Origin of the sequence: Kocuria palustris, from assembly GCF_016907795.1 — a bacterium.
Taxonomy (GTDB): Bacteria; Actinomycetota; Actinomycetes; order Actinomycetales; family Micrococcaceae; genus Kocuria; species Kocuria palustris.
Window position 1 is genome coordinate 1,292,440 of the sequence record NZ_JAFBCR010000001.1, and the last position, 19,347, is coordinate 1,311,786.

The window sequence follows — 19,347 nt, forward strand, 5'->3', positions numbered from 1 at the left end:
CATCCCAGCAGCCCCTCCCCCAGGACTCCGCGCAGCAGGCGGAGGACGCGCAGCCTCGCACGACCCTGACTCATGCTGCGGAGGCCGAGCGCCCCGGACCCCGCGAGACCGCCGTGCTCGCACCGGCTCGAGCCCCCGAGGCGCCTGTCCCCGAGTCCGCGGCACCATCACAACGTCCTTCGGCGCACCAGCCGATCGAGATCCCGTCCTCGGCGACAGCAACCACACAGGAGAGCACTGACGTGTCCCACTGGATGATTCCATCAAGGAGCTGCTGAGCATCGAGGGCGCCAACGGCGCCGCCATCGTCGATGTCTCCAGCGGCATGGCCCTCGCCTCCGGCGGCAACCCGGGCTTCGACCTCAATGTCGCCGCGGCCGGCAACTCCAACGTGGTCCGCGCCAAGCTGCGCACCATGCAGGAGATCGACGCCGAGATCGAGGACATCATGATCACGCTGTCGAACCAGTACCACCTGATCCGGGCCCTGAACTCCCGGGACACCTCCGGCCTGTTCGTCTACCTGGTGCTCGATCGCACCAGCGCGAACCTGGCCCTGGCCCGCCACAAGCTCAACGCCGTCTCCGGCCGCATCGCGATCTGAGACCCCGGCTTCCGAGCACTGAGAGCCCCCTCCCGCTCGGGAGGGGGCTCTCGTCATCCCCGGGACGCCGCTGGCGGGCGGCTGACCGGTCGGACTCAGGCCGAGGTGGCGGCGCGGCGGCCCGAGCCGGAGGGCTCCGATTCGTCGATGGCGGCGGACATGAGGGTGTCCTCGGTGGCCTCGGAGTTCTCCTGCTGGGAGACCAGGCGGCCGTCGCGCATCACGAGGATGCGGTGGCACCACTGGATGGGCTCCGACATCTCGGAGGACACGAGCAGCACCGCGGTGCCGCGGCTGGTCAGCGCGGTGAGCATCTCGTAGATGTCGCCCGTGGAGCTGACGTCGATGCCGCGGGTGGGGTGGTTCAGGATGAGGATGTCGCATTCGGTGGACATCCACTTGGCCAGCGCGCCAGCGACTGCTCGATCACGGCGTCGAACTCGCTGTCCGAGTCCGACAAGTAGCCGATGCCCAGCGACAGCGCCTTCTGAGCGGAATCGATCTGCACCTCCTGGCCGCCCACGCGCAGCGAGGACCAGGTCCCGGGGCCCACGCCCACCAGCGCGGAGACCAGAACGGCGATGCCCGCCCTGCGCAGGCCGGTCAGCCCCAGCACCTCGCCGCGGCGCAGCGAGAAGCTCACGTCCGCCACACCCGATTCGGTGGACAGTCCCTCCACGCCCAGGGCCTCCTCGGCCTCGACGGCCTCGCCGGGACGCTGCGGCTCGGAGAGGCGGCGCTCGAACATCGAGTAGACGACGTCGCCGGTGCTGGCTTCGCGCGGCGAGTGCTCGCGCACGATCCGGCCGTCGCGCATCACCAGGATCCGGTCCACGAGAGAGCGGACCTCGTCCACCCGGTGGGACACGTCGAGGATGCCGCAGCCGCGTTGGGCCATCTCGCGCAGGATCGCGTGGACCGCGACGATCTCCTGGTCGTTGAACGTGGCCACGACCTCGTCGAAGAGCACGAGCTCGGGATCCTCCGACAGCACGCGCAGGACGTCGGCCAGGGCCTGTTCCGCGCGCAGGAGGCCGCTCACCGGCACATCCAGGTCGAGGCGGATGCCTGTCTGCTCGAGCACAGCCAGCCCATGCACCAGCAGGCCGCCTTCGGCGATGCCCTCACCGGCACCGATGAACTCGCGGACGCTCATGCCCGCAGGCGCCTGGATCACGGGCGACGGTCGACTCCCGACAGGCGCATGGCGCCGCGACGAGTCGACTCTGCGAGGCTCGTCGCGGCGCCATATCTCACCTGAGCGGCGTCGCTTCCAAAGATTCGGCCACCGATGCCCCCACGAGCACTGTCCCCCGGACGGGTGGCATCTCGATGAGGGTGGGCCGATCAGCGGGCGTCCGAGAGCCGGGCGCGCAGCCCCTCCGACTGCTCGATCAGCACCTCGGGCACACGGCCCAGGCGCTCGAACCATGCGTCGATGCTGGGCAGCTCGGCCTCCCACTCGTGGACGTCGACCTCCAGAGCGCGGTCGATCGCGGCCGGATCGCAGTCGAGGCCCTCGAGATCCAGGTCATCACGAGTGGGGACGATTCCCACCGGGGTCTCCTGGCCCTCGGCGCGTCCGTCGATGCGCTCGGCGATCCACTTGACCACGCGCGAGTTCTCGCCGAAGCCCGGCCACGCGAAGCCGCCGTCGGGCGTGCGGCGGAACCAGTTCACGTAGAACACCTTGGGCATGTTCTCCTCGCCGTGGCGCTCGCCCACGTTGAGCCAGTGCTGCAGGTACTCGTTCGCGTTGTAGCCGATGAACGGGAGCATGGCCATGGGGTCGCGGCGCACCACGCCCACCGCGCCCTTGGCGGCGGCGGTGGTCTCGGAGGACAGCGTGGCGCCCTGGAAGACGGCGTGCTCCCAGCCGAAGGACTCGGAGACCAGCGGCACGGTGGTCTTGCGGCGCCCGCCGAAGACGATCGCGTCCAGCGGCACGCCCTCGGGATCGTCGTACTCGGGGGCCAGCATGTCGACCTGCTTGATCGGCGTGCAGAACCGCGAGTTCGGGTGCGCTGCGGGGCGGCCGGACTCCGGGGTCCAGTCGAGGCCCTTCCAGTCGGTCAGGTGCTCGGGGACCTCGTCGGTCATGCCCTCCCACCAGACGCCGCCGTCGTCGGTCAGGGCCACGTTCGTGAAGATCGTGTTGCCCTTGGCGACCGCTCGCATGGCGTTCGGGTTGGTGGACCAGCCGGTGCCGGGAGCCACGCCGAAGAGGCCTGCCTCGGGGTTGATCACGCGCGCCTGGTCGTCCTTGAAGCTGATCCAGGCGATGTCGTCGCCGACCATCTCCGCCTTCCAGCCCGGGATCGTGGGCTCGAGCATGGCGAAGTTCGTCTTGCCGCAGGCCGACGGGAACGCGGCCGAGATGAACTTGGTGTTCTGCTGCGGGTCGGTGATCTTGAGGATCAGCATGTGCTCGGCGAGCCAGCCGTGGTCGTGGGCAATGGCCGAGGCGATGCGCAGGGCGTAGCACTTCTTGCCCAGCAGAGCGTTGCCGCCGTAGCCGGAGCCGAAGGACCAGATGGCGCGGTCCTCGGGGAAGTGGACGATGTACTTGTCCGGATTGCAGGGCCAGGCCACATCCTCCTGGCCCTCGGCCAGCGGCGCACCCAGCGAGTGCAGGCACTCGACGAACCCGGAGCCCGTCTCCTCCATGCGGCGCAGGACGTCGTCGCCGATGGTCGCCATGATGCGCATGGAGCACACCACGTAGGAGGAGTCGGTGATCTCGACGCCGAACATGGGCTGCTTCGCATCGAGGTGGCCCATGACGAACGGGATGACGTAGAGGGTGCGGCCCTTCATGGAGCCGGCGAAGCGACCGCGCAGGGTCTCCTTCATCTCCACGGGGTCGCGCCAGTTGTTCGTGGGTCCGGCCCCGGACTCGGACTTGGTGCAGATGAAGGTCCGCTCCTCCACGCGGGCGACGTCGTCCGGGTCGGAGAAGGCGGCGAAGGAGTTGGGGAACTGGGACTCGTCCAGGCGCACGAGAGTGCCGTGATCGACCATCTCGTCCGTGAGCTGCTTCCACTCCTGCTCCGAGCCGTCGGCCCAGTGGATGCGATCAGGGGTGGTGAGCTCGGCGATCTCGCGGACCCACGAGATCAGGCCCTCGTGGGTGGTGGGCGGCGAGTCCAGGGCGGCCCGGGTCTCGGCCATCAGTCCGGCGGTGTTGTCGGTGGGCTGCTGAGCCATGGACGTGTCTCCTCGTTGAGGCCGGTGCTGCGCGCACTGCCCCCGGGGATCTCATCGTCGAGATGCGCGAGCGCCGTCATTGGCGTCCGCGCGGAAGCAGCCGCTTGCGGGTGTGATCCCAGTCTACGCAACGCACTGCACGACGCGCCGTGTGACAGATCACCGCCGCCTTGCCGCCTCGACCGGCGCGGCATATGCTCGAGCGCTGGTAGCTGAGCCTTACCTTAGCTGGACGAGATCGGCGCCCTGCCGCCGTCGATGCGGCGCTGAACGGGCGGTCGGATTCGCCCTTTCCGCCTTCCACACCACAGGAGCTCCACGTGTCCGATTCGAATCTCTCCGCGCTCTCCCGCCTCAGCTTCAGCCGGCGCTCGGCACTCGCCGGCCTGACCGGCCTCGGCGCCGTCGCCCTCGCCGGCTGCCAGACCGGCGACGGCGGCTCCTCGGACGACTCCTCGTCCGGCGGCTCCGACGAGCGCGGCGGGTTCCCCCGCACCATCAAGCACGCCTTCGGCGAGACCGAGATCGAGTCGGCCCCCGAGCGCGTGGCCACCGTGTCCTGGGCCAACCAGGATGCCGCGCTGGCGCTGGGCGTGGTCCCGGTCGGCATGCCGACCATCGACTTCGGCGGCAACGAGAACGGCTCGACCGACTGGTTCGACGACAAGCTCGAGGAGGTCGGCGGCGAGGCTCCCGAGCAGTACTCCGAGACCGACGGCATCGACTTCGAGGCCATCGCGGCGCTGAACCCGGATGTCATCCTCGGCGTCTACTCCGGGCTGACGCAGGAGGACTACGACAAGCTCTCCGAGATTGCCCCCACGGTGGCCTACCCGGAGGGCACCCAGCCCTTCGGCACCTCCTGGCAGGACACCACCCGCGGCGTGGGCGAGGCCCTGGGCCTGGACGATCAGGCCGACGACCTCGTCTCGGACCTCGAGGGGCAGCTGGCCGACGCCGTCGAGGCCAACTCGGTGCTCTCGGGCAGGACCTTCATCTACGGCACCGTCGATCCGGAGGCCGAGGACGAGATCTCGATCTACACCTCGATCGACAACCGCCCCCGCTTCCTGTCCTCGCTCGAGATGGAGCAGGCCCCCGTCGTCGCCGAGGAGGAGGGCGAGGACCCGGAGTCGTTCTTCATCACCTGGTCGCCGGAGCGCGCCGATGAGCTGGACTCCGACATCCTGATCTCGTGGGCCATGTCCGAGGACGTGCGTCAGGCCATCGAGTCCGATGCCCTGCTCAACAAGATCCCGGCCGTCGCCGACGGCAAGCTCATGCTGCAGGTCGACGCGCAGGAGACGCTGTCCGTCTCGGCGATCTCCCCGCTGAGCCTCCCCTGGGCCCTGGAGACCGTCCTGCCCCAGATCGTCGCCACCCTCGAGGGCGGCAGCGCGGACGCAGAGGCATCCCCGAGCGCATGAGCCATGCCGGCACGAGCCCCCGGGTCGCCGGGGCGGCTCCCTGGACCGCGCTGGTCGCGGCCCTCGTCCTCGTGGCGGGGGCCGGGCTGGCCTCCCTGTTCCTGGGCAGCCGCTCCGTCGACCCGGCGGTCGTGTCGGAGGTCCTCCTGCGCATTCCGGGAATGGTCATGGGCCAGGACTCCGGTGCGAGCACGGACATCGAGACCGCCGTCGTCCTGAGCCGGGTCCCGCGGACGCTGACCGCGATCCTCGTCGGAGCGGCGCTGGCCGTCGCCGGCGCCGGGCTGCAGGGCGTGAGCCGCAACCCGCTGGGCGACCCCGGCCTCCTGGGCCTGAACGCCGGCGCTTCGGCGGGCATCGTGATCGGCCTCGGCTGGTTCGGTGCCGCCACCAGCTGGGAGATGGGCACCGCCTCCCTGGCGGGCACCCTCGTCGCCGCCGCGCTCGTCTTCGGACTGAGCCAGATCGGCGGCACGACCCCCACCCCCGTGGGCCTGACCCTCTCCGGCGCTGCCGTGAACGCCGGATTCATCGCGCTGACCTCGGCGATCGTGCTGACGCACTCGGACATTCTCGACCGCTTCCGCTACTGGAACATCGGCTCCGTCTCGCGCGCCGATGCCGCCGACCTCTCCGCCGCCCTGCCGCTGATCGCGGTGGGGCTGGGGCTCGTGGTCTTCGGCTCCTCCGGGCTCAACGCCATGGCACTGGGCGACGACCTCGCCCACGGGCTCGGCGTGGACCTGCGCCTGCAGCGCCTGATCGTCTTCCTCGGCGTCGTCCTCCTGGCCGGATCCGCCACCGCAGCCGCCGGCCCCATCTCCTTCGTAGGCCTGCTGATCCCGCATGCGATCCGCCGTCTGGTGGGCGGGGACTACCGCTGGATCGTGGTCCTGTCCCTGCTGCTGGGCCCTGCGCTGCTGCTGCTGGCCGATGTCATCGGCCGCGTCATCGCACCGCCCCAGGAGGTCTACGTGGGCATCATGACCGTCGTCCTGGGCGTGCCCGTCCTGCTGGTGCTGCTGCGCCGCGGCAAGGGGGTGTCGCTGTGAACGCCTCGGAGATCACCGCCATGCGCCGCCGCGAGTCCCGCCGCACGGGCCGCCTGATCGCGATCATGTACCTCGCGGTGCTCATCATGCTGGCCGTGCGCGTGCTGCTCGGCGGCTACACCGTCACCATCCCGGACTTCTTCCGGATCCTGGGCGGTGAGCGCATCCCCGGCGCCACGTTCATCGTGATGCAGGACAAGCTGCCGCGGGCCCTGCTGGGCGTCGGCGTGGGCATCTGCTTCGGCTTCGCCGGAGCACTGTTCCGCCGCGTGCTGCGCAATCCCCTGGCCAGCCCGGACATCCTCGGCATCTCGCAGGGCGCTGCCGCCGGTGCCGTGATGGGCATGGCGTTCCTGGGCCTGCGCGGAGCCAGCATGATCGTGACCGCGCTGCTCGGCGCGTTCGCCGCCGCCGCGCTGATCGCCCTCGTGTCGACCTCTCTGGGCGGTCGCGGAGGCGGCGGGGCCGTGGGCATCGTGGGCGAGCGATTCCTGCTCGCGGGCATCGGCATCGCCGCTCTGGGCGGGGCGGTCGTCTCGTTCGTGATGGCGCGGCTGTCGCTGCAGAGCGCGCAGGACGCCGCCACCTGGACCACGGGCTCGCTGAACCTCGCGACCTGGGACCGCATCCTCGTCGTGGCCATCGTGCTCGCGGTCGGCATCCCGGCCGCGCTGGCCCTCCACCGCGCCATGGAGCCCGCGGAGCTGGGCAGCGAGCTGGCCTCGGCCCTCGGCGCCCGCCCGGCCCTCACGAGCGCCGCCGCACTCGGACTGGGAGTCCTGCTCGCCGCCGTCGCCACCGCGACCAGCGGCCCGCTGGCCTTCGTGGCCCTGCTGTCCACCCCGATCGCCGCGGCCCTGCATCGCGGGCGGGTCTCGCTGCTCGTCAGCGGGGCCGTCGGCGCGCTGATCGTGGTCGCAGCGGACATGATCGGCGCCGAGGCCTTCGGCGACGCCCGGCTCCCCGCCGGTGTCATCACGGGCGCCGTGGGCGCCCCCGTCATGCTGTGGCTGCTGGTCCAGCAGAGGAGAGGAGCGCGCTCATGAGCGAACCGGTCTTCGACATCCGCGGGCTCAGCCTGGCCTACGGCCAGCGCGTGGCCGTGCAGGACGTGGATCTGCAGATCCGCCCGCACGAGACCACGGTGCTGATCGGCTCGAACGGCTGCGGCAAGTCCACCCTGCTCAAGGGGCTGTCCCGTCAGCTGGCCCCCAGCTCCGGGACGATCTCCTTCCAGGGCACCGAGCTCTCCCAGGTCCGCTCCAAGGGCTACGCCCGCGATGTGGCACTGCTGCCGCAGACGCCCGTGGTGCCCGAGGGCCTGACCGTGGCCGAGCTGGTGGCCCGCGGCCGCCATCCCCACCGGCAGTGGTGGGGCTCCCCGGCAGCCGGCGACGACGAGGCCGTGGCCCGGGCCCTGTCCATGCTCAGCCTGCAGGACTTCGCCGACCGCCGGGTGGACGAGCTGTCGGGAGGTCAGCGCCAGCGCGCCTGGATCGCACTGGTGCTGGCGCAGGACACTCCCGTGGTGCTGCTCGATGAGCCGACCGCCGCCCTCGACCTGGCCCATCAGGTCGATCTGCTGGATCTGCTGCACGATCTGCGCCGCCCGGACGGCACCCGCACCACCGTGATCGCCGTGCTGCACGAGCTGAACCTGGCCGCGCGCGCGGCCGACCGCGTCATCGCCATGGCCGGCGGCCGGATCGTGGCCGCGGGAACGCCGCAGGAGGTCTTCACCCAGCAGCGGCTGCACGATGTCTTCGGCCTGCATGCCGATGTCATGCCCGATCCCATGGAGGGCCACCCCGTGATCCTGCCGCGCGCCCAGGCCGTCCTCTGAGTGGCCCGCCCGTCACCCGCTCGCACCGCACACCGCCCCAGGAGGCCCGATGACCCGCACGTCCGCACGAGGCCCCCAGGCCATCTCCGCGCTGGTGTCCGTCACCTCGGTGGAGGACCTCTCCCCGACCTTCCGCCGCGTCCGGATGGCCGGAGCGGACCTGCTCGGCGCCTCGCCTGCGCTGATCGGCGAGGGTCCCGAGATCACCTGCGCCGATGCCTACCTCAAGCTGCTGATCCCGCCGCCCGGGCGCGAGGCCGAGCACCCCGACCTGAGCCAGGGCCTCCCCGAGTGGTTCGCCCTTCCCGCCGAGCAGCGCGGCTGGCTGCGCACGTACACCGCGCGCAGCTGCCGCTGGATCGACCTGGACGGACAGCGGGTGCCCGAGATCGCGATCGACGTGGCCCTCCATGATCACGACGCCGGCCCCGGTGGCCTGTGGTTCTCGCGCGCCTCGATCGGCTCCACGGCGTGCCTGCTGGTCCCCGGTCCCGAGGAGCCGCTGTGGAGCTCCTGGGCCCCGGGGCAGGCCGAGCGGGTCATCGCGGTCGGTGACGAGACCGCCGCGCCGGCGCTGCTGTCGATCGCCGAGCAGCTCCACCGCGACCGTCCCGACCTGCGCGCCGACGTGATCATCGAGGTCCCGGACGACCACGACGCTTCCTCCTACCCCGACAGCTCCCTCCCCCGCACCCCGCCCGATGGACAGCACGGACTGAGCCTGCACATGCTGACGCGCGATCCCGAGACACGGCTCAGGGAGCCCGGCGCCCGCGCCCTGGGCGAGCTGCTGGGGCTCGAGACGAGCATCGTCGACGAGGCCCTGGCCGGGCAGCGCCCGAGCCGGTCGCAGCACGCCGAGACGCCCGAGCCGGCCGAGCGCGAGTGGTCCCTGGCCGAGGCCTCCTCCGAGGGCACCTATGTGTTCCTGGCGGGGGAGGCTGCCAGCATCAAGGCCTGGCGCCGCATGTGCGTGGACGGCGCCGGGATCGACCGCTCCGCCCTGTCCTTCATGGGCTACTGGCGGCAGGGCCGCGCCGAGTCCTGAGAGCCGCTGCCGATTTGCGCGCGAGCGCAGCGGGCGAGTATAGTCTTACTTCGTTCGCAGGACGGGAGACCGTCCAGCAGGACACGGCTCGCAAGGGCCGGGCGCCACTAGCTCAACGGATAGAGCATCTGACTACGGATCAGAAGGTTGGGGGTTCGAATCCCTCGTGGCGCACTTCACGAGACAGAGGCCCCGCCGGGCAGCACGCCCGGCGGGGCCTTTTCGCATCCCGACCCGCCCGTCGCTGCGCCCTCCCCGCCGAGGGGACGCGTCCGACGGCTTCTAGGCCTCGAAACGCGTCGGATGCGTCCCCTCGGTGCGCGACGCTCAGTAGCGGGGCTGCGCGGGAGCGGGCATGCCGTTGAGGGCTGCCACGTCCTCGTCGTCGAACTCGATCTCGGCGGCGCGCGCGTTCTCGGCCAGGTGCTCCAGGTTCGTGGTGCCCGGAATGGTGATGACCGAGCCTCCCTGCCGCTCGGGCAGCAGCGACCAGGCGATCGACACCGCGGCCTTCGAGACGCCGTGCTTGCGGGCGATCTCCTCAAGCACCGGCAGGATCAGCTGATCGTTGGCGGCGCGCGCCTCCGGCGTGAACCGGGGGTTGCGGGCGCGGAAGTCGTTGTCCGAGAACGTCCTGCCGGTCAGCGCACCGGAGAAGTAGCCGCGCCCCACCGGCGAGAACGGCACGAAGGCGGCGTCGTGGTCGCGGCACCAGGAGATGACATCCCCGGCGGGATCGCCGTCGGAGACGACTCCGGAGCCGTCCGGGTCGCGGGTCCACAGCGAGTACTCGGACTGCACGGCGGCCACCGGATGGATCGGCTGGGCTCGCTCGAGCTGCTCGACGGTCACCTCCGACATCCCGATCGAGCGCACCTTGCCGGCCTGGACCATGTCGGCCATCGCGCCCCACGTGTCCTCGAGAGGGACCTCCGGGTCCAGGCGGTGGACGTAGTACAGGTCGAGGACGTCGGTGCGCAGACGTCGCAGGCTGTCGTCGATCGCTTGGCGGAGGTAGTCCGGGCGCCCGCAGCGTCCGGTCCTGGGCGGCTCCAGCTGCTCGGCGAGCAGCACGGCCTTGGAGCACAGGAAGATCTCATCCCGCCGGTCGTGCAACGCGGCCCCCACGATCTCCTCGTTGGCGCCGCCGCCGTAGAGCGTGGCCGTGTCGATGAAGTCCATGCCGCCGTCCACGGCAGCGCGCAGGACGCCCCTCTTGGCCGCCTCGGACAGCTCCTGCCTGTCATAGGCCCAGCTCAGGCCCATGGCGCCGAAGCCCACGACCCCCACCTGATCGCCGGTCGCGGGGAAGCTCACCTGTCGCATGCTCATCCTCTTTCTCATCCGTGCAGGAAGCGGCGCCGTCGTCGTGCGCCGCTGCTCGAAGACCCACGCTACGTCCCCGACGACCGAGCCGCCGCTGCAGCGCAGCGGCGGCTCCTACAGTGGGCCCATGAGCGGCGACGAGATCTGGACCATCGGGCACTGGGTCTGCGAGCAGGGGGTCTTCCTGGAGGCCCTGGACAGCGCAGGCATCGGCGCGATCGCAGATGTGAGGGCGCAGCCCGGCTCGCGGCGCAGCCCGCAGTTCAGCAGGGACGCGATGCCCGAGTGGCTGGGCGAGGCGGGCATCGAGTACCACCACCTCCAGGAGCTGACCGGCCGGCGGCGCAAGCAGCCCGAGATCCCTCAGGAGCTCAATGCCGGCTGGCAGAACCGCAGCTTCAAGAACTACGCGGACTACACGCTCACCGACGACTACGAGGACGGCATCGCCCAGCTCGTGGAGATCGCGCGCAGGCTCCCCACGGCGATCATGTGCGCAGAGCCGATGCCGTGGCGCTGCCATCGGACCCTGATCGCCAACACGCTCACCGCGCGGGGCTGGACCGTGCGCCATCTGTCCACCACGACCGAGCCGCGGCTGCACGTGCTGGGGATGTGGGGCGCGCACGCGGAGGTCTCCGACGACGGCGTGGTCACCTACCCGCCGATCGCCGAGGACTGCGACTGAGGCCGATCAGCCGCGGGGCGAGCGGAAGCCGACCAGACGGGCGTCGGCGCCGTCGAGCTCGGCCCACGGCTTCTGCAGCCGGAAGACGGCCAGCCCCGCTGTCGGGAAGCCCGCCGAGAGGTCCATGACCGAGTCCATGTCCGAATCCGGGGCGGCCAGGCGCATGGCGACCTCCTGCACCGCGGGCTGGTGGCAGATCACCAGGAGGCTGCGGACCCGCTCGGGAGTCGCGCAGATCTCCGCGAGGACCTGCCGATCGGAGGCCTCGTAGAGCCGGTCGGACAGGCTCGCGGTGGGCGCCCGATCGCCCAGCACGCTCGAGACCCAGGTGCAGGTCTGCCTGGTGCGCAGCGCGGACGAGCACAGGACCATCTCCGGCAGCTCGCCGCTGTCGAGCAGCCACTGCCCCGCCTCCGGCGCCTCGGCCTGACCCTGCTTGCCCAGCGGGCGGTCGAAGTCCGCCACGCCCCACCCGGCGTCCGCCTGAGCATGGCGCATGAGGATCAGAGTGCGCTCGTCCGGGCCCGTGGTCTCCGAGGTGCTCGTCATGGGCTCATGGTCTCACGCACCGCGGCAGGAGGCCTCGGGCAGAAGTCGAGCCCCGTCCTGATCCGGCAGGACGGGGCTCGAGGGGGCCGCGGGATGCGGCCGCGACTCAGATGGAGTACTCGGGCGCGGCCCAGACGATGACCTCGGGGTGGTCGTAGAACCGGTAGCCCTGGCCGCGGACCGTGCGCACCGTGTTGGCCAGGCGACCCAGCTTGGAGCGCAGGCGCCGGATGTGGACGTCGATGGTGCGCTCGTTGGGGGTCTCGTCGGCATCCGACCAGAGGCTCGAGATCAGCTCGGTGCGCCCCACGGTGCGGCTGCCGTTCTCCACGAGGTAGTTCAGCAGCTCGAACTCCTTGTAGGTCAGGTTCAGCACCGACCCGTCCAGCATGACCTCGCGGCGCGAGAGGTCGATCAGCACGCCGACCGACTGGGTGGTGCGGGTGTCGCGAGCCGAGACCGGGGCCGTGACAGCCTCCGCGGCGGGCTCGACCGCGGTCGGATCGCCGAGGGCGTTGCGCACGACCTGCAGGTCCCCGCCCGGGGCACCGGCCTGGGCCAGCGCCACGGCCGCGTAGCTCTCCGCCTCCGGGGCGATCTGGGCCACCGACCGACGCAGCTGCTGCACGATCTCCACCAGCGTGGTGCCGTTGGCGGCCGCCTTGGCCTCGCCCAGGCCGACGTACAGGACGAAGCCGCGGGCCTCCGAGCTCACGCCCGGATCCTGGGGGTTCAGCCGTCGATCGGCGCGCACCTGCTGGGGCGCACCGCCCGCCTCCACGGCGCCGGGGCGACGGCGCCTGGGCGCCGCGCCCCCTGCTCCGGCGGCCATCTGGCTCGCGGCGGCGGTGCGTGCTCGCTGCGAGATGTGGACATACCCGGGTGCTCCGGCCATGACTGCTCCTCATGCTGTGAAACGACCCTGCCACGGGCCGCTGCCGGGCCGAGTCTCGACCGGGCCTGCACGCCCGACGCCGCACCGAGAGGCTCTCTCCCCTGACCCGGCTGACCTGCCGGAGAGACCGGCAGGCGGCGTCGCGCGCTCCTGCAATGGCTCCATACTCAGCCAGCTCCAAGCTTCTGCGCAAGACACATACCGACTTGTGTCTCACTATCCGAGATTAATAACTTGTAAACGCACCTATGTGCGCCCGCAACCCCCGTCCGGCGCGTTTCCTGGAGCAACTTCAGCCTTCCGGCGCGACCGGGGGAGAAATTCGCGCCAACTTACTCACCGGTATTCGTGCAATCACCCACCCTTCTCTGTCAAGATCTATTGCCACATCGGCAACCGAGTCTCAGATAATGAGACGCCCCTCGATGCTCGGCATCGAGGGGCGTTCGGGGCATCACCCCAGGTGCCGCCTGGCGGCGGGCGCAGGGAATCAGTCGACGACGCCGTACAGGCGATCGCCGGCATCCCCCAGACCGGGGACGATGTAGGAGTTCTCGTCCAGGCGCTCGTCGACGGTCGCGAGGACCACGTGGACGTCGTCGTCGCCCAGCTCCTGCTCCATGGCGGCAAGCCCCTCGGGTGCCGCGAGAAGGCACAGGCAGGTGATGTCCTGAGCCCCGCGCCGGCGGAGGAAGCGGATGGCCTCGATCAGAGTGCCTCCGGTGGCGAGCATGGGATCGAGGACGTAGACCTGTCGGCCGGTGAGATCATCCGGCAGCCGCTCGGCATACGTGACGATGTCCAGGGTCTGCTCATTGCGGGCCATGCCCAGGAAGCCGACCTCCGCCGTGGGCACCAGACGGGTCATGCCCTCGAGCATGCCCAGACCGGCGCGCAGGATCGGGACCACGAGCGGTCGCGGCGTGCTCAGCGCCGTGCCGGTCGTGGTGCTCACGGGGGTGCGGACCTCGATGGGCTCCACCCGCACCTCGCGCGTGGCCTCGTAGGCGATCAGCGTGACGAGCTCCTCCACGAGCTGGCGGAACACGGGGGACGAGGTCTCCCGATCGCGCAGGACGGTGAGCTTGTGCGAGACCAGCGGATGGTCGAGAACTGTGAGGCGCATGACGCAAAATTAGCATTCAGCCGCGTCCGCGGCGCAGATGCAGAAGACGCCGGAGCGCACCCGAGGAGGAGTCCCGCCCGTGGCACTGCCCCCGATGCACAGCACCCGAGTCCACGAGGCCTGGATGCGCCAGGCCCTCGAACAGGCGCGCCTGGCGCTGTCCACGGGCGACGTCCCCATCGGAGCCGTCGTGCTGGATCCCGACGGCCGCGCCGTCGGGCGCGGCCGCAATGAGCGCGAGGCCTACCACGACCCCACGGCCCACGCCGAGGTCCTGGCCATGCGCGAGGCCGCCGAGGAGCTGGGGCGCTGGCGACTGGACGACTGCACCCTGGTGGTCACGCTCGAGCCGTGCACCATGTGCGCCGGGGCGGCGGTGCTCGCACGCATCCCGCGGATCGTGCTCGGGGCCTGGGACCCCAAGGCCGGCGCCTGCGGCTCGGTCCTGGATGCGGTGCGCCACCGGCAGCTCAACCACTGGAGCGAGGTCCACGGCGGCGTGCTCGCCCACGAATGCTCCGCACTGCTCACCGAGTTCTTCCGGGCCCATCGCGACTGAGCGGCCCCCGACCCGGCCCTGCCGATTTTGCGCACCGCCCACCCGACAGTATGATCTTGGGCCTGGTGGCGTGTCCGAGCGGCCGAAGGTGCATCACTCGAAATGATGTTTGGTGTAAAAGCCAACGAGGGTTCAAATCCCTCCGCCACCGCGCTGTGATGTCTCAGTACATCGGAAACACCCCGAACCCTCAGGTTCGGGGTGTTTTTCGTTGTGGCTGGTACTTCCGCGTGGGGTCCAGGGTGAGCTCGCGGAGGATCTCTCCGGTGGCCTTGGCCACGATGGTGATCTCGCGGTCCTCAACGATCAGAACGACGTGGGTTCGGGCGTGGGCTCGGCCGATGCCGATGTGGAAGAGCTGGCCGTCGTAGCGCAGCGTGACTTTGCCCGTGGCGTCGATCTTGTCGGTGCGGAACCGGGTCGTGGCCGGTGCCAGGGGCCCTGGGGTGTCCTTCGGTGCGGCGATGTAGGCGGCGTACGGGGTGGTCTTCTTCGCTGAGTGGATCCGCTGAGTGTTGTAGATCTCGCGGAACTGATCGAGCAGGGCCTGCAGGCCCGGCAGGTCTGCTGGTGGGGGCTGGGCTGCCAGCCACTTCTTCAGGGTCTGCTGGAAGCGCTCGACTTTGCCCTGGGTCTGCGGGTGGCCTCCGCGGCCGTTGCGCTGTTCGATGCTGCGGGAGCGCAGCAGCTTCTCGAAGGCGTTGACTCCGCCGCGGTAGCGGGCAGTGTAGACCAGCCCGTTGTCGGTCAGGGTCGAGGCCGGGGGCCCGTAGATCTTGGTGGTGGCGGTGAAGGTCTCGACCACGATCGCGCCGGTGATGCGCTGGTGAGCCGAGATGTGCAAGGCCATGCGGGAGTAGTCATCCAGCCAGGTGATGATCTCCACGTCGTGCTCGCGCCAGGCCTGCGCTGAGGGTCGAGGTGGTGTTGCCGGAGCTGGGGGCGCTGGTGGGGTCAGGGCGGTGTGGGTGAAGTCGGATTGCCAGCAGGAGTTGGGCAGGTCGGCTTCGAAGCGGTGCAGCGAGGACTTGGGACGCTTGCGGGGTTCGGCGGTGATGAGTCCTTCGCGCTGCAGGATCCGGGCGATCGTGGCTCGGGAGGGGATGGGCAGCTCGGGTCGGGTGGTGGCCAGGGTCGCGGCGATGGTGGCCGGGCCGGCGTCGAGGCCTTGGGTGGTGAGCTCGGTGCGCAGGGCGGTGATCGCGCGGATCGTGGCTGGTGGGGTGGCTGCGGGGTGTCCGTGGGGTGTGGAGGGCTTGGTGTAGTAGGCGGCTGTGCCTTCGCGGGCCCACTGTCTCAATAGCTTGGAAACCATCGAGGGTGAGACGCCGTAGGCCCGTGCTGCTTGGGCTTGGGTGAGGGTTCCGGTGGTCACGGCGGTGATGATCTGGCGGCGACGGGTCATGTCTCATCGTGGGTCCGGTGGTGTTGCTGGGGTATTGAGACATGTGGTGACGAGGTATTGAGACTCAACACCTCCGCCACCGCGCAGAGCTGAAGGGCCCTGCTTCCCCGAGGTCTCGGGGAAGCAGGGCCCTTCAGGCATTTCCGGGCCGCACCTGCGCCCACATCCTGCCCGCACCGGCCCGCGGCCTCCGAGGTGTCGGTGCCGGGCCTAGACTGGAGGCCCGTCCCAGAGATCGACGCGGCCCGTCGTGCCGCCAGGAGCAGAACCTTGAGCAGCATCACCGTGAACGTGACCGACCGCGAGGGCGCCCGCACCGAGGGCGTCGAGTGGAAGTCCCACGAGTCCCTGATGGAGGCGCTCACGCGCCACAAGTTCCCCATCCTCGCCACCTGCGGCGGCAATGCCTCGTGCTCCACGTGCCACTGCTACCTGGACGGCGCGTTCGAGACCACGCAGGAGAACTCCCCCATCGGGGATGAGGAGGAGGACCTGCTGGACATGCTCGACGACACCCGCCACGACGACTCCCGCCTGACCTGCCAGGTCGAGTGGTCCGAGTCGCTCGAGGGTGCCGAGATCACCATCGCCCCGGAGTGGTGAGCGGGAGGACCGCGCTGTGACCACAGTCCCGGAGGATCAGCTCGCCCGCGCCGCGAGCCTGCTGCGCGAGGATCTCACGACCCGCGCCGCCTACGTCTCGGACGCCTCGATCTACCGTCGCCTCCCCGCCGCCGTGGCCGAGCCGCGCACGGTCGGCCAGATCCGCGACCTGCTGGCGCTGGCCCATGAGCGCGGCTGGTCCGTGATCAGCCGCGGCGGCGGCACCTCCGTGGCCGGCAACTCGATCGGCGACGGCCTGGTCATCGACACCTCCCGGCACTTCAACCGGGTCCTGTCAATCGATCCGCAGGCCGAGACCGCGGATATCGAGCCCGGCGTGATCTGCGACGACCTCCGCGCCGCGGCGGCCGAGCACGGGCTGACCTACGGGCCGGACCCCTCCACGCACGCGCGCTGCACCGTGGGCGGGATGGTCGGCAACAACGCCTGCGGATCGCATTCGGTGGCATGGGGCACGGCGGCCGAGAACCTCGTGGCGGTGACCGTCATGCTGGCCGACGGCCGAGAGGTCGAGCTGCGCGCCGGCGGGACCTCAGGGACCGCCCTGACCCGCGCCCTGAGCGCGCTGCGCGATGAGCACCGCGCCATGCTGCGCACCGAGCTCGGCCAGTTCCCCCGCCAGGTCTCGGGCTACGGCCTGCACTACCTGCTCGAGGAGAACGGCTTCGACGTCGCCAAGGCCTTCGCCGGCACCGAGGGCACGTGCGGGATCATCACGCGGATGACCGTGAAGCTCGTGCGCAGGCCGGCGGCCACCGCCCTGGCAGTGCTCAGCTTCGCGGACGCGATCGCCGCGGCCCACGCCGCCCCGGCGCTGCGCGTGCGCGGCGTGACCACGATCGAGGGCATGGGCGGCGACCTGCTGGACGCCCTGCGCTCGCGCCCCGGCAACGAGACCGCCGGATCCGAGCTGCCCCCGGGCGGGGGCTGGCTGTACTGCGAGGTCGGCGGCGAGACCGTGGAGGCGGCCCAGGCCCGAGCCCAGCAGCTCGAGGGGATCGTGGAGGCCTCGGGCCGCGCCGAGGTCCAGGGGGCCGTCGTCGTGGTGGACCCTGCGCGCACCCGCAGCCTGTGGCGGATCCGCGAGGCCTCGGCAGGGATCGTCACCCGCCTGCCGGACGGCGGCGAGGCCTGGCCCGGCTGGGAGGACTCCGCCGTGCCGCCCGAGAACCTCGGCGACTACCTGCGCGATCTCTATGCGCTGCTCAACGAGCTCGAGCTGCGCGGCATCCCGTTCGGGCACTTCGGCGAGGGTTGCGTGCACATCCGCATCTCGTTCGACTTCGGCACCGAGGCCGGGGTGGCCCGCTACCGCGAGTTCATCGAGCGCGCCTCGCAGCTCGTGCGGCACTACGGCGGCTCGGTCTCCGGCGAGCACGGCGACGGCCGGGCCCGCTCCGAGCTGCTGGGCATCATCTACTCCCCCGAGGCCCTGCGGGCCTTCGCCGCCTTCAAGCGCGCGTTCGATCCCGCAGGATTCTTCAACCCCGGCGTGCTCGTGGACCCCGAGCCGATCGACCAGGGCATCCGCCCCGGCCCCGGGGCGCGCACCTTCGACCTGAAGCCCGTGCACGCCTTCAGCCACGACAACGGCTCGTTCGCAGGCGCGGTCAACCGATGCGTGGGCGTGGGCGCCTGCCGCTCGGATGTCGGCGCCATGTGCCCGTCGTTCCAGGCCACCCGGGACGAGGTCCACTCGACCCGCGGGCGCATGCGCTCCCTGGCGGAGATGCTGCGCGGGGAGCACCTCAAGGACGGCTGGAAGGCCGAGGAGACCCTCGAGGCCCTCGACGGCTGCCTGTCCTGCAAGGCCTGCGTGGCCGAGTGCCCGGTCAATGTGGACGTGGCCACCTACAAGTCCGAGTTCCTGCACCATCACTACGGCGAGGGCATCCGCAGCTTCGTGGGCCGTCGCCGCCGCCCCATGGCGCACCTGACCATGGGCTGGCTGCCCGTGCTGGCGCGGCTGATGAACGCGGTGCCCGGGGCGCCGTCGCTGGTCAACGCGGCCATGAAGGTGCAGCCGCTGCAGAAGGCGGTCATGCGCCTGGGCGGCGTGGAGGCGCAGCGGGACATGATCCGCTTCGCCGACCAGCCGCTGACCAAGTGGTTCTCGACCCGGCCCGGCGACGCGCCGGACGGGCGGCCGTCGGTGGTGCTGTGGCCGGACTCCTGGACCAACTTCATGGACGACGGGCCCGGCAAGGCCGCCGTGGAGGTCCTCGAGGCCATGGGCTACCGCGTGCTCATGCCCGCCGGCAACGTCTGCTGCGGCATGACCTGGCACTCGACCGGCCAGCTCGAGGCCCTCAAGCGCGAGGTCACCCGCACCCTGGGCGTCATGGAGCCGCTGCTGGAGGCCGGATACCCCGTGATCGGGCTCGAGCCCTCCTGCACGGTGATGCTCCAGGACGAGATCACGGAGCTGCTGCCCGACGACCCCCGCGCCGCCCTGCTCGCCCAGCGCACGCTCACCCTGGGGCAGTTCACCGCGCGCCACCTCGCCGAGGGAGGGGACTGGCCGTTCGGGACCCTCGACGACGACGGCCCCCGCGACGCCGTGTGCCAGGTGCACTGCCACCAGAAGTCGATGATCGGCTACGACGCCGAGCTCGAGGTCCTGCAGCGCCTGGGCGTGGACGTGGACATGGTCGGCGGCGGCTGCTGCGGTCTGGCCGGGAACTACGGCTTCGAACCGGGTCACCTGGAGGTCTCCCGCACGCTCGGGGAGCGCGAGCTGTTCCCCAAGATCCGCGCGGCCGGGCCCGATCCCCTCGTGGTGGCCGACGGCTTCTCCTGCCGCACCCAGATCCGCGAGGGGACCGACGCCTCCGGCAGGACCCTGGCCGAGGTCATGCGCTCGGCGCTGCCCGAGGCCCGCTGAGCCGGCTGGCGGGATCGCTGCGGCCACGAGCCGCGGCATCGGCATGGCCACGACCCTCGAGACCGCCCGCTGTGCTGTCGGGGCCCGGCCTACGATTGCTCCACAGAGGC

The 19,347-nt window shown here is 70.8% G+C and carries 18 protein-coding genes and 2 tRNA genes; 12 read left to right on the forward strand and 8 right to left on the reverse strand.

The window, feature by feature from the left end; translation table 11 throughout:
- The first annotated feature begins 325 nt into the window (after window positions 1–325).
- Window positions 326–604 carry a hypothetical protein gene (locus JOE55_RS05685; protein ID WP_239546450.1) on the forward strand — a complete coding sequence of 93 codons (279 nt, stop codon included), beginning with the start codon at window positions 326–328 and terminating at the stop codon, window positions 602–604.
- Between the two features lie 95 nt (window positions 605–699).
- On the opposite strand, the gene JOE55_RS05690 is transcribed toward JOE55_RS05685, so the two are convergent.
- The 3 genes from JOE55_RS05690 to JOE55_RS05700 all read right to left on the reverse strand — a co-directional run bounded on the left by JOE55_RS05690 (window position 700) and on the right by JOE55_RS05700 (window position 3,811).
- Complete coding sequence (locus JOE55_RS05690; RefSeq protein ID WP_204782271.1) at window positions 700–999, reverse strand: hypothetical protein; 300 nt, start codon at window positions 997–999, stop codon at window positions 700–702.
- A complete protein-coding gene (locus tag JOE55_RS05695) occupies window positions 969–1,760 on the reverse strand; it encodes a sugar ABC transporter ATP-binding protein (RefSeq protein WP_204782272.1) in 792 nt (263 codons plus the stop codon). Before JOE55_RS05695 ends, JOE55_RS05690 begins: the two co-directional genes overlap by 31 nt.
- 191 nt (window positions 1,761–1,951) lie before the next feature.
- Window positions 1,952–3,811 carry a phosphoenolpyruvate carboxykinase (GTP) gene (locus JOE55_RS05700; protein WP_204782273.1) on the reverse strand — a complete coding sequence of 620 codons (1,860 nt, stop codon included), beginning with the start codon at window positions 3,809–3,811 and terminating at the stop codon, window positions 1,952–1,954.
- 320 nt (window positions 3,812–4,131) lie between these two features.
- On the opposite strand from JOE55_RS05700, the gene JOE55_RS05705 reads away from it, so the two are divergent.
- The 6 genes from JOE55_RS05705 (at window position 4,132) to JOE55_RS05730 (ending at window position 9,355) form a co-directional block, all read left to right on the forward strand.
- Window positions 4,132–5,238: an ABC transporter substrate-binding protein gene (locus JOE55_RS05705; protein WP_204782274.1), complete on the forward strand. Its 1,107-nt coding sequence runs from the start codon at window positions 4,132–4,134 to the stop codon at window positions 5,236–5,238.
- Window positions 5,235–6,290 (forward strand): FecCD family ABC transporter permease, encoded by a 1,056-nt coding sequence (locus tag JOE55_RS05710; RefSeq protein WP_204782275.1) that lies wholly within the window; start codon window positions 5,235–5,237, stop codon window positions 6,288–6,290. The genes JOE55_RS05705 and JOE55_RS05710 overlap by 4 nt, the downstream gene beginning before the upstream one ends.
- Window positions 6,287–7,336: a FecCD family ABC transporter permease gene (locus JOE55_RS05715; protein ID WP_338125434.1), complete on the forward strand. Its 1,050-nt coding sequence runs from the start codon at window positions 6,287–6,289 to the stop codon at window positions 7,334–7,336. Before JOE55_RS05710 ends, JOE55_RS05715 begins: the two co-directional genes overlap by 4 nt.
- Window positions 7,333–8,133 carry an ABC transporter ATP-binding protein gene (locus JOE55_RS05720; protein ID WP_204782276.1) on the forward strand — a complete coding sequence of 267 codons (801 nt, stop codon included), beginning with the start codon at window positions 7,333–7,335 and terminating at the stop codon, window positions 8,131–8,133. The genes JOE55_RS05715 and JOE55_RS05720 overlap by 4 nt, the downstream gene beginning before the upstream one ends.
- 49 nt (window positions 8,134–8,182) lie before the next feature.
- Complete coding sequence (locus JOE55_RS05725) at window positions 8,183–9,181, forward strand: siderophore-interacting protein (protein ID WP_204782277.1); 999 nt, start codon at window positions 8,183–8,185, stop codon at window positions 9,179–9,181.
- 101 nt (window positions 9,182–9,282) lie between these two features.
- Window positions 9,283–9,355 (forward strand) — tRNA-Arg (locus tag JOE55_RS05730).
- Window positions 9,356–9,508: 153 nt separating this feature from the next.
- On the opposite strand, the gene JOE55_RS05735 is transcribed toward JOE55_RS05730, so the two are convergent.
- Complete coding sequence (locus JOE55_RS05735; RefSeq protein WP_239546452.1) at window positions 9,509–10,513, reverse strand: aldo/keto reductase; 1,005 nt, start codon at window positions 10,511–10,513, stop codon at window positions 9,509–9,511.
- 121 nt (window positions 10,514–10,634) lie between these two features.
- On the opposite strand from JOE55_RS05735, the gene JOE55_RS05740 reads away from it, so the two are divergent.
- Window positions 10,635–11,195, forward strand: a complete 561-nt coding sequence (locus JOE55_RS05740; protein WP_239546454.1) for a DUF488 domain-containing protein — start codon at window positions 10,635–10,637, stop codon at window positions 11,193–11,195.
- Between the two features lie 6 nt (window positions 11,196–11,201).
- Here the strand turns inward: JOE55_RS05740 and JOE55_RS05745 are convergent, their stop codons facing one another.
- The 3 genes from JOE55_RS05745 to upp form a co-directional block, all read right to left on the reverse strand.
- Complete coding sequence (locus tag JOE55_RS05745; RefSeq protein WP_051452677.1) at window positions 11,202–11,744, reverse strand: SixA phosphatase family protein; 543 nt, start codon at window positions 11,742–11,744, stop codon at window positions 11,202–11,204.
- A gap of 106 nt (window positions 11,745–11,850) precedes the next feature.
- Window positions 11,851–12,639 (reverse strand): winged helix-turn-helix domain-containing protein, encoded by a 789-nt coding sequence (locus tag JOE55_RS05750; RefSeq protein ID WP_204782279.1) that lies wholly within the window; start codon window positions 12,637–12,639, stop codon window positions 11,851–11,853.
- Between the two features lie 490 nt (window positions 12,640–13,129).
- On the reverse strand, window positions 13,130–13,765 hold the full coding sequence (gene upp, locus JOE55_RS05755; protein WP_006213935.1) for a uracil phosphoribosyltransferase: 636 nt from the start codon (window positions 13,763–13,765) through the stop codon (window positions 13,130–13,132).
- 94 nt (window positions 13,766–13,859) lie between these two features.
- Here upp and tadA point away from each other — a divergent pair, with 94 nt between their 5' ends.
- A complete protein-coding gene (gene tadA, locus JOE55_RS05760; RefSeq protein ID WP_204783216.1) occupies window positions 13,860–14,324 on the forward strand; it encodes a tRNA adenosine(34) deaminase TadA in 465 nt (154 codons plus the stop codon).
- 64 nt (window positions 14,325–14,388) lie between these two features.
- A tRNA-Ser gene (locus JOE55_RS05765) sits at window positions 14,389–14,475 on the forward strand.
- A 39-nt stretch (window positions 14,476–14,514) separates the two neighbouring features.
- On the opposite strand, the gene JOE55_RS05770 is transcribed toward JOE55_RS05765, so the two are convergent.
- On the reverse strand, window positions 14,515–15,729 hold the full coding sequence (locus JOE55_RS05770) for an integrase core domain-containing protein (protein ID WP_204781793.1): 1,215 nt from the start codon (window positions 15,727–15,729) through the stop codon (window positions 14,515–14,517).
- Window positions 15,730–15,999: 270 nt separating this feature from the next.
- Here JOE55_RS05770 and JOE55_RS05775 point away from each other — a divergent pair, with 270 nt between their 5' ends.
- Both JOE55_RS05775 and JOE55_RS05780 read left to right on the forward strand, forming a co-directional pair.
- A complete protein-coding gene (locus tag JOE55_RS05775; RefSeq protein ID WP_006213939.1) occupies window positions 16,000–16,332 on the forward strand; it encodes a 2Fe-2S iron-sulfur cluster-binding protein in 333 nt (110 codons plus the stop codon).
- A 16-nt stretch (window positions 16,333–16,348) separates the two neighbouring features.
- Window positions 16,349–19,237, forward strand: a complete 2,889-nt coding sequence (locus JOE55_RS05780) for an FAD-linked oxidase C-terminal domain-containing protein (protein WP_204782280.1) — start codon at window positions 16,349–16,351, stop codon at window positions 19,235–19,237.
- Window positions 19,238–19,347: the final 110 nt, after the last annotated feature.

What these genes read in the sequence shown, in the direction of transcription:
- JOE55_RS05770 (WP_204781793.1), bottom strand. Translation starts at nt 15,729, where the DNA reads ATGACCCGTCGCCGCCAGATCATCACCGCCGTGACCACCGGAACCCTC.
- tadA (WP_204783216.1), top strand. Translation starts at nt 13,860, where the DNA reads ATGCACAGCACCCGAGTCCACGAGGCCTGGATGCGCCAGGCCCTCGAA.
- JOE55_RS05745 (WP_051452677.1), bottom strand. Translation starts at nt 11,744, where the DNA reads ATGACGAGCACCTCGGAGACCACGGGCCCGGACGAGCGCACTCTGATC.
- JOE55_RS05700 (WP_204782273.1), bottom strand. Translation starts at nt 3,811, where the DNA reads ATGGCTCAGCAGCCCACCGACAACACCGCCGGACTGATGGCCGAGACC.
- JOE55_RS05690 (WP_204782271.1), bottom strand. Translation starts at nt 999, where the DNA reads ATGTCCACCGAATGCGACATCCTCATCCTGAACCACCCCACCCGCGGC.
- upp (WP_006213935.1), bottom strand. Translation starts at nt 13,765, where the DNA reads ATGCGCCTCACAGTTCTCGACCATCCGCTGGTCTCGCACAAGCTCACC.
- JOE55_RS05685 (WP_239546450.1), top strand. Translation starts at nt 326, where the DNA reads ATGGCCCTCGCCTCCGGCGGCAACCCGGGCTTCGACCTCAATGTCGCC.
- JOE55_RS05695 (WP_204782272.1), bottom strand. Translation starts at nt 1,760, where the DNA reads ATGAGCGTCCGCGAGTTCATCGGTGCCGGTGAGGGCATCGCCGAAGGC.
- JOE55_RS05720 (WP_204782276.1), top strand. Translation starts at nt 7,333, where the DNA reads ATGAGCGAACCGGTCTTCGACATCCGCGGGCTCAGCCTGGCCTACGGC.
- JOE55_RS05725 (WP_204782277.1), top strand. Translation starts at nt 8,183, where the DNA reads ATGACCCGCACGTCCGCACGAGGCCCCCAGGCCATCTCCGCGCTGGTG.
- JOE55_RS05740 (WP_239546454.1), top strand. Translation starts at nt 10,635, where the DNA reads ATGAGCGGCGACGAGATCTGGACCATCGGGCACTGGGTCTGCGAGCAG.
- JOE55_RS05710 (WP_204782275.1), top strand. Translation starts at nt 5,235, where the DNA reads ATGAGCCATGCCGGCACGAGCCCCCGGGTCGCCGGGGCGGCTCCCTGG.
- JOE55_RS05735 (WP_239546452.1), bottom strand. Translation starts at nt 10,513, where the DNA reads ATGAGCATGCGACAGGTGAGCTTCCCCGCGACCGGCGATCAGGTGGGG.
- JOE55_RS05750 (WP_204782279.1), bottom strand. Translation starts at nt 12,639, where the DNA reads ATGGCCGGAGCACCCGGGTATGTCCACATCTCGCAGCGAGCACGCACC.